Genomic DNA, 13,455 nt, shown 5'->3' on the forward strand with positions numbered 1-13,455 from the left:
TCATGGCTAATTTTGATTCTCAGCGTCGCAAATTGCTCCTGATCGGAGGCGCAACGGCAGGTCTGGCACTTCTTCCTGGCTCCGCACTGGCCTCGATGTCCACCTCCCGGCCGCGTATTTTGACGCTTAATAACCTTCACACCGGTGAAACCCTCAAAACAGAGTTTTTTAACGGCAAGAGTTATGACAAGGATGAGTTAGCTCGTTTAAATCACTTCTTCCGTGATTATCGCGCCAATCAGATCAAAACCATCGATCCACATTTGTTTGATCAGATTTATCGCCTCCAGGCCGCGCTGGGAACACGTAAACCGATTCAACTGGTTTCAGGCTATCGCACCATTGCTACCAACAATATGTTGCGTGAGTCCGGTCCTGGCGTGGCGAAACACAGTTATCACACCAAAGGTCAGGCGATGGACTTCCATATCGAAGGCATTTCCCTGAGCAATGTTCGCAAAGCGGCGTTATCTCTGCGTGCAGGTGGTGTAGGATATTACCCGCGCAGCAACTTTGTTCACATTGACACCGGTCCTGTAAGGCACTGGTCGTAAAAACCGACAGCGCTGCGTGTGTCGGTCATGGAGCGCTATGAACTACCTCATCATTCCGGTCACCGCATTTTCTCAGAATTGTTCTGTCATTTGGGGTGACGATACTCAGCAGGCTGCGCTGGTGGATCCGGGCGGCGATGCTGCAACCATTATCGCCGTACTTTCAGAGCGTGGTATCACGCCGACGCAGATTCTGCTGACGCATGGGCATCTCGATCATGTGGGTGCTGCGGCTGAACTGGCAGCACATTTTCAGGCGCCGATTGTCGGACCACAGTTACTGGATGCTTTCTGGCTGGAGGCATTGCCGACTCAGAGTCGCATGTTTGGTCTGCCGGAATGTGCACCGTTAACGCCAGACCGCTGGCTGGAAGAGGGTGAAACGGTGCAGGTCGGTGAAGTGACACTGGAAGTGCTGCACTGTCCGGGACATACTCCAGGCCATATCGTGTTCTTTGACCGCGCCGGTCGTCTGTTGATCTCAGGTGATGTGATTTTTAACGGTGGTGTCGGTCGAACCGATTTTCCGCAGGGCAGCCACAGCGATTTAATCGCGGCTATCAAAACCAAACTGCTGCCGCTGGGCGATGATGTGACTTTTGTACCAGGACATGGCCCGATTTCCACGCTGGGCCGCGAACGTATCAGTAATCCATTTCTGCAATAAAACTGCATAAACCGTAGCGGCGTAATTTATCACGCGTCTTTTTCGCAATGCGTGATAAATCGCGCCGCTACGGGTTAATCCTTACAGCACTGCCACAATCGCTTCGCACAGCGCCGACATATTGTCTGGCGTCATTCCCGCGACGTTAACACGTCCTGAATTCACCGCGTAAACCCCAAACTCTTCACGCAGACGCACCACCTGATCTTTGGTCAGGCCGCTGAACGAGAACATGCCGTTCTGCTTGATGATAAAGCTGAAATCCTGCTCTGCGCCGCTTGAGGCCAGCGTGTTAACGAACAGCTGACGCATACGCTGAATACGCTGGCGCATATCGGTCAGTTCCTGCTCCCAAATGGTACGCAGTGCATCATTACCCAGAATGGTCGCCACCACCGCCGCACCGTGGGCCGGTGGGTTAGAGTAGTTAGCGCGAATGCTGTACTTCACCTGGCTGAACGCAGTTTTTGCCACATCGCTATTGGCGGCAACCACCGTCAGGGCACCCACACGTTCGTTATACAAACCGAAGTTTTTTGAGTATGAGCTGGCAACAATCAACTCCTGATGCGAAGCGGCAAAAATGCGCAGGCCTTCTGCATCTTCATCCAGACCACGGGCAAAGCCCTGATAGGCGAAATCAAACAGCGGCAGCCAGCCATTTGCCTGAGACAGAGCGGCCAGTTGTTGCCATTGCTCGGTGGTCGGATCAATACCGGTTGGGTTGTGACAGCAACCGTGGAACAGCACCACATCACCGGCTTTCGCCTCACGCAGTGACGCAACCATGCCGTCAAAATCCAACGTATGGTTGGCGGCATCGTAATACTGATAATCGCAGACCTCAAGACCCGCAGCGTTGAAGACGTTTTTGTGGTTCGGCCAGCTTGGATTGCTCACCCAGACACGTTTCACGCTGGTCTGATTGGCGAGGAAATCGGCAGCAACGCGCAGTGCGCCTGTACCACCCGGCGTTTGAGCGGTGCAGGCACGCCCAGCGGCAATCAGCGCGCTCTCTTTACCAAACAGCAGTTCCTGCGTGCAACGAGCAAAATCAGCCAGGCCATCAATGCTGAGGTAATTCTTGGTGGTCTCATTTTCCAGCAAGTATTGCTCAGCTTTTTTCACACTGGTGAGCACCGGCGTTTTTCCGGTTTCATCTTTATAAACACCAATGCCAAGGTTGATTTTATTCGGGCGGTCGTCGGCGCGAAACAGGTCGGCCAAACCAAGGATAGGATCGGCGGGTGCGGCAGAGATCGATTCAAACATGAGTCAGGTCCAGTTGCGTGAACTTTAGCGAAATGAGCTATCAGGTTAGCGTCAGTCGGCACCGTTGCCAACCGTTGAGACGAAAAAGAAATAATGCTGCGGCTGCGATTAATACCGCTTATTGCGAAGTGGATCACTGAAAAGCAAAACGGAGCCAGAAGGCTCCGTTTTTAAGGTATTACACGGTACTAATCGGTAGATTAGAACTGGTAAACCAGACCCACTGCAACTACGTCGTCGGTAGCCAGGCCCAGCGGGTTGTTGTCGTCCAGTTGGTTGATTTTGTAATCAACATAGGTAGACATGTTTTTGTTGAAGTAGTAGGTTGCGCCCACTTCAACATATTTGTACAGGTCAGCATCGCCGATACCTTCGATGTCTTTGCCTTTAGACTGTACGTAGGCAACAGACGGACGCAGGCCGAAGTCGAACTGGTACTGAGCAACGAATTCGATAACCTGAGATTTGTTAGCGAAACCAGTTCCCAGAGTATTACCAGCAGCATCGCTCTGGCTGATGTAGGTTGCGTTACGGGTTTCGCTGTACATTGCTGCCAGGTACACGTTGTTCGCGTCATATTTCAGAGCAGTTGCCCACTGCTGAGCTTTGTCACCATTACCAAAGGTCATCTGGTTCTGCTCAGTGGTGCGGTCGCTTGAAGCATAAGCACCTACGATGCCAACACCGATCGGAGAGGTATAGGAGATTGAAGTACCCCAGCCGTCGCCATTTGCACGACGCGGATCGTCAGAACGTTCGTTTTTGCCCTGATATTGCAGAGCAAAGTTCAGACCATCAACCAGACCGAAGAAGTTGGTGTTGCGGTAGGTAGCCAGACCGGTAGAACGGCCCGCCATGAAGTTGTCAGAGTAACCTGAGTCACCGCCGTATTCCGGCAGCATGTCGGTCCAGCCGATTGCGTCGTAAACAACGCCGTAGTTACGACCGTAGTCGAAAGAACCTGCGTCTGCGAATTTCAGACCAGCAAAGCCCAGACGGGTTTTGTTGCCTGCTTGTGCGTCGTCGCCGCCTTCAGAGTTGTTAGCCTGGATGTTGTATTCCCACTGGCCGTAACCGGTCAGCTGGTCGGTGATCTGAGTTTCACCTTTGAAGCCGAAGCGCACGTAAGACTGGTCGCCATCGTTGCCAGAGTCGTCAGAGAAGTAATGCAGACCATCAACTTTACCGTACAGGTCTAATTTGTTGCCATCTTTGTTGTAGATTTCTGCTGCGTTTGCTGCACCAGCAGCTAACAGAGCAGGGATAACCACTGCAAGAATGTTGCGCTTCATCATTTTTTATTACCCTCATTGGAGTTATTTGGACACCTGCCACTGCCGTCAAGAAACCTTTACGGGAACCTTGAAAGAAGTTTGGTGTCTCCTGTGTCTGCACGCATCTTTCCATCCCGGGGTTGGTAATTCTACCCCGAAAATGCTACTAATCTCGCAATTAGGTATCAAAAAGAAAAATTGTATTGCAAGATGTAAATTTTCGGGAACTTTGTGAGAGAACTCTAAATTTACAAAAATAAAAAAAGGCCGGCATAGCCGACCTCGTTATATATATGAATTACTTATAATTAATCGCGAATTTTAGAAATTGGCGTTGCGCGGCGTACGTGGGAAGGGGATAACATCCCTTACATTTTGTACACCAGTGACATACGCGATTAATCGTTCGAAACCTAAGCCGAAGCCAGAGTGTGGCACGGTGCCGTAACGACGTAAGTCACGGTACCACCAGTAATCTTCTTTGTTCAGACCCATCTCAGCCAGGCGTGCATCCAGGACATCCAGACGTTCTTCACGCTGCGAACCACCGATGATTTCACCGATGCCAGGCGCCAGGACATCCATCGCTGCCACGGTTTTACCATCGTCATTCATACGCATGTAGAACGCTTTGATATCCTTCGGATAGTTTTTCACCACCACTGGGGCTTTGAAGTGTTTCTCAGCGAGGTAACGCTCGTGTTCTGACGACAGATCGACGCCCCATGAGACCGGGTTTTCGAAGCTCTGGCCGCTTTTCAGCAAAATCTCGATGGCATCGGTGTAGTCCACCTGGGCGAAATCTGCACTAACAAAACGTTCCAGGCGAGAAATCGCATCTTTGTCTACGCGCTCCGCAAAGAACGCCAGATCGTCAGCACGCTCTTCCAACACTGCCTTGAATACATACTTCAGCATGGCTTCCGCCAGGGCCGCAGCATCATCAAGTGTGGCGAAGGCCACTTCCGGTTCCAGCATCCAGAATTCAGCCAGGTGACGGCTGGTGTTGGAGTTTTCAGCACGGAAGGTTGGGCCGAAGGTGTAGATTTTGGACAGCGCACAGGCATAAGTTTCGCCGTTCAACTGGCCGGACACCGTCAGGAAGGCTTCTTTACCAAAGAAGTCTTTGTCGTAATCGACTTTGCCCTGCGGGTCACGCGGCAGGTTTTCCATATCCAGCGTAGAGACACGGAACATTTCGCCAGCGCCTTCGGTATCGGAAGCGGTGATCAGCGGGGTGGAAACCCAGAAATAACCGTTTTCATGGAAGAAGCGATGCAACGCCTGCGCCAGGGTGTGACGAGTACGTGCCACCGCGCCAATCAGGTTAGTGCGCGGGCGCAGGTGCGCCACTTCACGCAGGTATTCGATGCTGTGACGTTTGGCAGCCATCGGATAGGTGTCCGGATCGTCCACCCAGCCCACTACTTCAACCTGAGTGGCTTGCAGTTCAAACGCCTGACCTTCACCCGGCGATTCCACCACTTTGCCGGTCACAATCACCGAGCAGCCCGTGGTCAGACGCAGCACTTCGTCCTGATAATTATTCAGAGAATTATTGACGACAGCCTGAACGGGATTAAAGCAGGAACCGTCATAAACGGCGATAAAGGAAAGACCGGCTTTGGAATCTCTTCGGGTACGCACCCAACCACGTACGGTGACTTCACTGTCAACCGCGACACGGCCGTGCAGTACATCCGCTACAGGCACTACGCTCATAAATATCTCTCTATATATTAGGATGAAGTCAATTTATACATTCCCCATACCGGGGTTTTGCTATGTTACTTACGAGCCATCAGGAAACAAGCAAAATTGCCGGGATACGGGGAGATTTGTTGCAGCACAGCAGGGTACAGGTACCCTGCTGTCGGGTGGTTAGCTGGCTCTTTTCACCAGCGGCAGGTCGAAGGCTTTACGCAGAGCGCGAACGAAGGCTTTATCCTGGCAGATAGTTTTACCGGGGCTGTCGGAAAGTTTAGCCACCGGCTTGCCGTTGCAGCTCACCAGTTTGATCACGATATTCAGGGGGGTTACGCCCGGAATATCGCAGGTCAGGCGCGTGCCGATACCAAACACCACATTGGCGCGCTGACCAAAGTGGCGATACAGCGCCAGCGCTTTGTCCAGATCGAGATTGTCGGAGAACACCAGCGTTTTGCTTTTCGGATCGATATCCAGTCGCTGATAGTGGGCGATGGCTTTCTCCCCCCATTCCACCGGATCGCCGGAATCATGGCGCAATCCCTGATAGCGGTTGGCAAAGCCGGGACCGAAATCGCGCAGGAAGGCATCCATAGTGATGCAATCGGTCAGTGCGATGCCGAGCTGCTCGTCGTACTCATCCAGCCAAGATTGCAGCGCAGCACGCTGGCTATTGGCCAACACCGGGCTGATCTGCTGATGTGCCTGGAACCACTCATGCGCCTGGGTGCCGACCGGGTTAAGTTGCAGACGACGCGCCAGATCATAGTTGCTGGTACCCACCAGCCACGGGAAATCCTGCTTCAGGGTGCTGACGATGGCTTCCTGCACTGGCTGGGAATAGCGGCGACGCGTACCGAAGTCCATCAAATGGAAGCGGGACATATCCAGGTCGCTGACCTGCTGGCGAAAGTCCGTCAACTTTTGTTGCAGGTGATCGACTGCCTGCGCGACACCGGTCTGCGGGGTACGGTGACGGTGCACCAGCTCACTAATCAGTGCCAGCAATGGCACTTCCCACAGAATCACCTCACGCCATGGACCGCTAATCTGGATCGCCAGCTTACCGTGATCATTACGCACCACGACCTGGCTGGGATCGAAGCGGAAACCGCGCAGCCAGCTGAGATAGTCAGCGTCAAAAAAGGGAAGGGCAGAAAGATAACGATATTCCTCTTCACTCAGGGCGAGAGAATGCATCGCATCAATATGGGTGCGGAGTTCATCCGTGTAGACGCCGAGTAACTCGGTGCCGCGGCAGCGAAATTCCGCCGTGACCGGGACATCGTAGTAACGATGATATACGGCCTGCTGCATATGAAGCTTGTAGGCATCGGTATCAAGCAGCGTGGTCAAAATCGGGGAAGCGTGTCCTGTCATGGTGCGTTTCAGCATCCTCTTCCGCGGAGCATAGCCCGGTGTTCAACAAAGTCATAAAGACGCAGGAGTATAAAACAGTAATAGACCGCGATCACACCATATTTGCAGGGGGCAGGTCGATGGTCATTTGTGCCATTGTTAATAAATTGTAGCATTTTCTGCTAAGGCACGCATTGTGCGTGGCAAGTGAGGCCCAACCCGCTTAGACTTTGACGGGTATACCTTTTAACGATGCGAGAAGGATTTATGACGCAACAGCCGCAAATAAAATATCGTCACGACTACCGTGCACCCGATTTCACCATCACTGATATCGATTTGACGTTTGACCTTGATGCGGCCACCACGCGCGTCACCGCGATCAGCCAGGTGAAGCGTTTAGGCAACAGCCAGGCAGAGCTGCGTCTGGATGGGGAAGATTTGACCCTGGTATCACTGGCGGTGGACGGCACCCCGTGGACGCATTATCGCGAAGAAGAGGGCGCGCTGGTGTTGAGCCAGGTGCCAGACACCTTCACCCTGACCATCATCAATGATATCCACCCGGACCAAAACACCGCGCTGGAAGGTTTGTATAAGTCAGGTGAGGCGCTGTGCACGCAATGTGAAGCCGAAGGTTTCCGCCATATCACCTGGTATCTGGACCGCCCGGATGTGCTGGCGCGTTTTACCACCACCATTATCGCCGATGCCGCGCGCTATCCGTACCTGCTCTCCAATGGCAACAAGCTGGAGAGTGGTCGTCATGAAGATGGTCGCCACTGGGTCAAATGGCAGGACCCGTTCCCGAAACCCTGTTATCTGTTTGCGCTGGTCGCTGGTGATTTTGATGTGCTGCGCGACAGCTTTACCACCCGCTCAGGCCGTGATGTGGCGCTGGAGATCTTTGTCGATCGCGGCAACCTTGACCGTGCCGACTGGGCAATGACCTCGCTGAAAAACAGCATGAAGTGGGATGAGGAGCGTTTTGACCTCGAATATGACCTCGATATCTTTATGATCGTCGCGGTGGATTTCTTCAATATGGGCGCGATGGAGAATAAAGGGCTGAATGTCTTTAACTCTAAATACGTGCTGGCGAAAGCGGAAACCGCCACCGACAAAGATTACCTCGGTATTGAAGCGGTGATTGGTCACGAATATTTCCACAACTGGACCGGCAACCGCGTCACCTGCCGTGACTGGTTCCAGCTCAGCCTGAAAGAGGGGCTGACAGTGTTCCGCGATCAGGAGTTCAGCTCAGATCTCGGTTCCCGCGCGGTGAATCGCATCGATAATGTGCGCGTGATGCGCGGCGCGCAGTTCGCTGAAGATGCCAGCCCGATGGCACACCCGATTCGCCCGGATCAGGTCATTGAGATGAACAACTTCTACACCCTGACGGTGTATGAAAAGGGTTCAGAAGTGATTCGCATGATGCACACCCTGCTGGGCGAAGAGAATTTCCAGAAAGGGATGCAGCTCTATTTTGAGCGCCATGATGGTAGCGCGGCGACCTGCGACGATTTCGTGCAGGCGATGGAAGATGCGTCTAATGTTGACCTGTCACAGTTCCGTCGCTGGTACAGCCAGTCCGGTACGCCGGTGCTGACGGTGCGCGATGATTACAACCCGGAGCTGGAGCAATATACGCTGCACGTTACCCAGCACACGCCACCGACCGCCGAGCAGAAAGAGAAGCTGCCGTTACATATCCCGCTGGATATTGAACTGTATGACGGTGAAGGCAAGGTGATCCCGCTGCAACACAATGGTCATCCGGTGCACCATGTGCTGAACGTCACCGAAGAGTTCCAGAGTTTCGTATTCGATAAGGTTTATTTCCAGCCAGTGCCCTCATTGCTGCGTGAATTCTCTGCGCCGGTGAAGCTCGACTATAAATGGAGCGATGCACAACTGACGTTCCTGATGCGTCATGCCCGTAACGACTTTTCCCGCTGGGATGCAGCGCAAAGCCTGCTGGCAACCTATATCCGCCTGAATGTCGCGCGTCATCAACAGGGACAACCGCTGTCGCTGCCGCTGCATGTGGCTGATGCCTTCCGTGCGGTGTTGCTGGATGAGCAGGGCGATCCGGCGCTGATGGCGCTGATTCTGACGCTGCCTTCGGAGAATGAAATCGCTGAGTTGTTTGAGGTGATTGACCCGCAGGCCATTGCTGAAGTGCGTGAGGCGCTGGTGCGCACCCTGGCGAAAGAACTGAGTGATGAGTTCCTGGCGGTTTATCGTGCCAATCAGAGCCATGAGTACCAGGTTGAGCATGCGGAAATCGGTAAACGCGCGCTGAAGAACGTCTGCCTGAGCTACCTGGCCTTTGCTGACGTCGAACAGGCTGACAAGCTGGTACAGGCGCAATATCAGCACGCCACCAACATGACTGATGCGCTGGCGGCAATGTCGGCGGCGGTTGCTGCACAACTGCCGTGTCGCGATAGCTTAATGGCGGCCTATGACGAGCGTTGGCATCAGGATGGTCTGGTGATGGACAAATGGTTTGTGCTACAGGCCACCAGTCCGGCGTCTGACGTGCTGAGCAAGGTGCGTGAACTGCTGCATCATCGCTCTTTCACCATGGGTAACCCCAACCGCATTCGTTCGTTGATTGGCGCTTTTGCCTCGGCTAATCCGTCGGCCTTCCATGCCAAAGATGGCAGCGGTTATCAATTCCTGGTGGAGATGCTGACCGATCTCAACACGCGGAACCCGCAGGTTGCTGCGCGCATGATCGAGCCGCTGATTCGTCTGAAGCGTTACGATGCCGGGCGCCAGGCGTTGATGCGTCAGGCGCTGGAGACGTTGAAAGGATTGGATAAGCTGTCTGGCGACCTGTATGAGAAGATCACCAAAGCGTTGAATGCGTAATTAACCGTAGCGGCGCAATTTATTGCGCCGCTACGGGGCGATTATCGCTGTTGTGCAAAGCGTAGCGGCTGTTCGCTGGTGCTACGCTTCATCACCCGATCCAGCACTTCCGCTTCCAGTTCGGCCAGTCGGGCAGAACCGCGACGGCGTGGACGCGGCAGATCAACCGTTAAATCCAACCCGATTTGTCCTTCTTCAATCAGCAATACCCGATCTGCCATCGCCACCGCTTCGCTGACGTCGTGCGTCACCAGCAACACGGTAAAGTTATGCTGTTGCCACAGCGATTCAATTAATCCCTGCATCTCAATACGCGTTAAGGCGTCCAGCGCACCGAGCGGTTCATCCAGCAGCAGCAGACCGGGACGGTGGATCAACGCACGCGCCAGTGCGACACGCTGTTTCTGCCCGCCGGACAGCGCGGCGGGCCATTCGTTGGCACGCTCCGCCAGGCCCACGGCTGCCAGCGCTTCCAGCGCATTGTCCCGCCAGGCTCGACCTTTTAGCCCAAGCCCGACGTTATCAATCACCTTTTTCCACGGCAGCAGACGCGCATCCTGAAACATCAAACGCGTATCATCGCGTGCCGACGCCAGCGGGGCATTGCCGGCCAGTAATTCGCCTTGCGTGGTGGATTCCAGTCCGGCCAACAGGCGCAGCAGGGTGCTTTTGCCGCATCCGCTGCGGCCCACCACCGCGACGAATTGTCCGGCGGGAATATGCAGATCAATATGGTTCAGGATGGTGCGGTTACCATAGCGTTTGACTACGCCGTTAACGCCCACCGGTGTTCCGCTGTTAAGCCGCGCCGGAGTGAGGGTTGCAGTACTCATGCGTTAGCCTCCTTCAGTTGATAAGCCGGATGCCAGCGTAGCCAGACGCGCTCCAGCAGTTGGGCCGCGACATCGGCCAGTTTGCCGAGCAGGGCATAAAGAATGATGGCGACCACCACCACGTCGGTTTGCAGAAATTCACGCGCGTTCATCGCCAGATAACCAATGCCCGAGTTGGCAGAAATGGTTTCGGCAACGATCAATGTCAGCCACATCAGGCCCAGGGCAAAACGTACCCCCACCATAATAGAGGGGAGGGCACCGGGTAGAATCACCTGAATAAACAGGCTCCAGCCGGAAAGGCCATAACTGCGCGCCATCTCCACCAGTCCCCGATCAATATTGCGGATGCCGTGGTAGGTGTTGAGATAGATCGGAAACAGCGTGCCGAGCGCGACGAGGAAAATTTTCGCCGCCTCATCAATGCCGAACCACAGGATCACCAGCGGAATCAGCGCCAGATGCGGCACATTTCGCAGCATCTGCACCGAGGTATCGAGCAGGCGCTCACCCAGACGTGAGGTGCCGGTAATCAGGCCCAGTATCAGCCCGATCGAGCCGCCGATACTGAAACCAATCGCGGCGCGCCAGCCGCTGATGGCGAGGTGCTGCCACAATTCGCCGCTGGCCGAGAGATTCCAGAAGGTGATCAGGATATTCTCCGGCGACGGCAGAATGCGCGTCGATAACAGCCCGGTTTGGGAAGCCAGTTGCCATACCGCGACTAACAGGACCGGCAGCGCCCAGGGCAGCAAGGCATTACTCAGGTGTTTCTTTGTCATGATTGCCTCCTCAACTCTGCGACACTTTTTGCGGCGCGAAGTCATGGGCGACAGCCTCACCACGCGCTTTAATCGTCGACGGCTGCGGGATCTGCGGCACGGCCAGGTCAAGATGCGGGAACAGCAACTCGCCGACGCGATACGCCTCTTCCAGATGGGGATAGCCGGAAAGAATAAAGGTTTCGATACCGAGGTCGGTGTATTCCTGCATACGTGCCGCGATGGTCGGTCCATCGCCGACTAAGGCTGTACCAGCACCACCGCGTACCAGACCGACACCGGCCCACAAATTAGGGCTGATCTCCAGTTTGTCACGGCGTCCACCGTGCAACGCGGCCATGCGCTGCTGACCGACGGAATCGGTACGGGCTAACGCAGCCTGCGCTTTGGCGATGGTGGCATCATCCAGATGGGCGATCAGCCGGTCTGCGGCACGCCATGCCTCTTCATTGGTTTCACGTACAATCACATGTAAACGGATGCCAAAACGTACCTTGCGCCCCTGGGCTTCTGCTTTCGCGCGAACCTGGGCGATCTTCTCCTTAACCTGGGCGGGCGGTTCACCCCAGGTGAGATAAACATCGACCTGCTCGGCCGCTAAGTCCTGAGCTGCATCAGAGGATCCACCGAACCACAACGGGGGACGGGGCTGCTGCACCGGTTTAAACATCAGCCGCGCACCGCGCACCTTGACGTGTTTTCCTTCATAATCAACGGTTTCCCCTTCCAGCACGCGCCGCCAGATACGGGTGAATTCAGCCGATTCAGCATAGCGTTCGCGGTGATCGAGGAACACGCCATCCCCCGCCAGTTCTTCCGGGTCACCCCCGGTTACCAGGTTAAACAGCGCGCGGCCATTCGACAGGCGATCGAGCGTGGCGGCCTGGCGCGCGGCCTGCGTTGGGGAAATCACGCCGGGGCGTAGCGCGACCAGAAAACGCAGACGTTGTGTCACCGGAATCAGCGATGCCGCCACCAGCCAGGCATCTTCACAGGAGCGACCGGTTGGGATCAGCACGCCACCAAAACCGAGCCGATCGGCGGCCTGCGCCACTTGTTGCAGGTAGGCATGGTCTACCGGGCGCGCACCTTGATCGGTGCCAAGATAGTGGCCATCACCGTGGGTCGGGAGAAACCAGAATACGGATACGCTCATTATTCACTCCTTAAGGCTGAGCCGACAGTGGTTGCCAGATGCGATCGGCGATCGTCACTTTTACCGGCATCAAATGGTTGGCATAGAACAGGTCGGCTGTTTGCTGTTGGGCCTGCGCGGTATGGGCGCTGACCGGCGTAATGGTGGTGGGTGGTCGATGGTCGAGATAGCTTGCTATCACCGGCTTGGGCAGACCCATCGCCTGCGCCAACAGGTCGATGCTCTGGTCACGCTGACTACGCGTTAACGCATCGGCCTCACTGAAGGTTTGCAACACCTGCTGCACAAAGTTGCCATTGGCGGCGGTGAATTTACGGGTGGCGAGATAGAAGGAACCGGTTTGATTCAGTTTGCTGCCATCGGCCAACACCCGCACATTGCCCTGTAACAAGGCGGCGGAGTAGTAGGGATCCCAGATCGCCCAGGCATCCACATCACCCTGCTGAAAAGCGGCGCGAGCATCGGCAGGCGTCAGGTAAGTGGGTTGAATATCTTTAAAGCTCAGACCGGCCTGCGCCAGTGCGCGTAATAACAGGTTGTGGGAACTGGAGCCTTTCTGAAATGCCACTTTGTGGCCTTTCAACTCGGCCACGCTGTGAATCGGGCTATCTTTGGGAACCAGAATCACTTCTGCCTTTGGTTTAGGAGGTTCCGAGCCGACATACAGCAAATCCGCCCCCGCAGCCTGGGCAAAAATGGGCGGGATATCGCCGGTGCTGCCGAGGTCGATACTGCCGACATTCAACGCTTCCAACATCTGTGGTCCGGCGGGGAACTCAATCCACTGAATCTGCGTATGCGGGAAACGTTGCTCCAGCAGCCGATGCGATTTAGCCAGCACCATGCTGACTGACCCTTTTTGATAGCCAATACGAAACTGCGCGGGTGCGTCAGCGGCACAGGTACTCAGGCTCAGCAGCGCGGTAAAGGTTGCGAGCAGCAGACCGGATAGCATCCTTTTCATACAT

Annotated in this window: 11 protein-coding genes; 3 read left to right on the forward strand and 8 right to left on the reverse strand. The window is 54.9% G+C overall.

Translation table 11 applies throughout. The features are described from left to right. Nucleotides 1-2: 2 nt before the first annotated feature. Together mepK and AC6I8N_RS07280 are read left to right on the forward strand one after the other, a co-directional pair. A complete protein-coding gene (gene mepK / locus AC6I8N_RS07275; RefSeq protein WP_021182618.1) occupies nucleotides 3-554 on the forward strand; it encodes a peptidoglycan L,D-endopeptidase MepK in 552 nt (183 codons plus the stop codon). Between the two features lie 37 nt (nucleotides 555-591). Then, nucleotides 592-1,221, forward strand: a complete 630-nt coding sequence (locus AC6I8N_RS07280; protein WP_021182619.1) for an MBL fold metallo-hydrolase — start codon at nucleotides 592-594, stop codon at nucleotides 1,219-1,221. 81 nt (nucleotides 1,222-1,302) lie between these two features. Here AC6I8N_RS07280 and AC6I8N_RS07285 read toward each other — a convergent pair whose 3' ends face one another. The 4 genes from AC6I8N_RS07285 to pncB form a co-directional block, all read right to left on the reverse strand. After that, nucleotides 1,303-2,493 carry an amino acid aminotransferase gene (locus AC6I8N_RS07285; protein ID WP_021182620.1) on the reverse strand — a complete coding sequence of 397 codons (1,191 nt, stop codon included), beginning with the start codon at nucleotides 2,491-2,493 and terminating at the stop codon, nucleotides 1,303-1,305. A gap of 200 nt (nucleotides 2,494-2,693) precedes the next feature. Next, nucleotides 2,694-3,788 carry a porin OmpF gene (gene ompF, locus AC6I8N_RS07290; RefSeq protein ID WP_497830372.1) on the reverse strand — a complete coding sequence of 365 codons (1,095 nt, stop codon included), beginning with the start codon at nucleotides 3,786-3,788 and terminating at the stop codon, nucleotides 2,694-2,696. Nucleotides 3,789-4,088: 300 nt separating this feature from the next. Beyond that, the gene (asnS, locus tag AC6I8N_RS07295) at nucleotides 4,089-5,489 is read right to left on the reverse strand and encodes an asparagine--tRNA ligase (protein WP_497830373.1); all 1,401 of its coding nucleotides are present in this window, start codon (nucleotides 5,487-5,489) and stop codon (nucleotides 4,089-4,091) included. A gap of 159 nt (nucleotides 5,490-5,648) precedes the next feature. Further along, nucleotides 5,649-6,869: a nicotinate phosphoribosyltransferase gene (gene pncB / locus AC6I8N_RS07300; RefSeq protein WP_497830374.1), complete on the reverse strand. Its 1,221-nt coding sequence runs from the start codon at nucleotides 6,867-6,869 to the stop codon at nucleotides 5,649-5,651. Nucleotides 6,870-7,100: 231 nt separating this feature from the next. Between pncB and pepN the strand changes: the two genes are divergently transcribed. Then, on the forward strand, nucleotides 7,101-9,716 hold the full coding sequence (gene pepN, locus AC6I8N_RS07305; RefSeq protein ID WP_497830375.1) for an aminopeptidase N: 2,616 nt from the start codon (nucleotides 7,101-7,103) through the stop codon (nucleotides 9,714-9,716). A 41-nt stretch (nucleotides 9,717-9,757) separates the two neighbouring features. Here the strand turns inward: pepN and ssuB are convergent, their stop codons facing one another. Genes ssuB through AC6I8N_RS07325 form a run of 4 tightly spaced genes read right to left on the reverse strand, consistent with a single transcriptional unit; the run spans nucleotide 9,758 to nucleotide 13,451 of the window. Beyond that, entirely contained in the window at nucleotides 9,758-10,549 is a 792-nt protein-coding gene (gene ssuB, locus AC6I8N_RS07310; RefSeq protein WP_497830376.1) for an aliphatic sulfonates ABC transporter ATP-binding protein, read from the reverse strand. Next, complete coding sequence (gene ssuC, locus AC6I8N_RS07315; protein ID WP_021182626.1) at nucleotides 10,546-11,331, reverse strand: aliphatic sulfonate ABC transporter permease SsuC; 786 nt, start codon at nucleotides 11,329-11,331, stop codon at nucleotides 10,546-10,548. Before ssuC ends, ssuB begins: the two co-directional genes overlap by 4 nt. Nucleotides 11,332-11,341: 10 nt before the next feature. Continuing rightward, entirely contained in the window at nucleotides 11,342-12,487 is a 1,146-nt protein-coding gene (ssuD, locus tag AC6I8N_RS07320; RefSeq protein ID WP_497830377.1) for an FMNH2-dependent alkanesulfonate monooxygenase, read from the reverse strand. Nucleotides 12,488-12,497: 10 nt separating this feature from the next. Continuing rightward, nucleotides 12,498-13,451 (reverse strand): sulfonate ABC transporter substrate-binding protein, encoded by a 954-nt coding sequence (locus tag AC6I8N_RS07325; RefSeq protein WP_208725137.1) that lies wholly within the window; start codon nucleotides 13,449-13,451, stop codon nucleotides 12,498-12,500. Nucleotides 13,452-13,455 lie beyond the last annotated feature (4 nt).

The sequence above is a fragment of the Pantoea sp. X-Soil-TKNS-1279 genome (assembly GCF_059730565.1).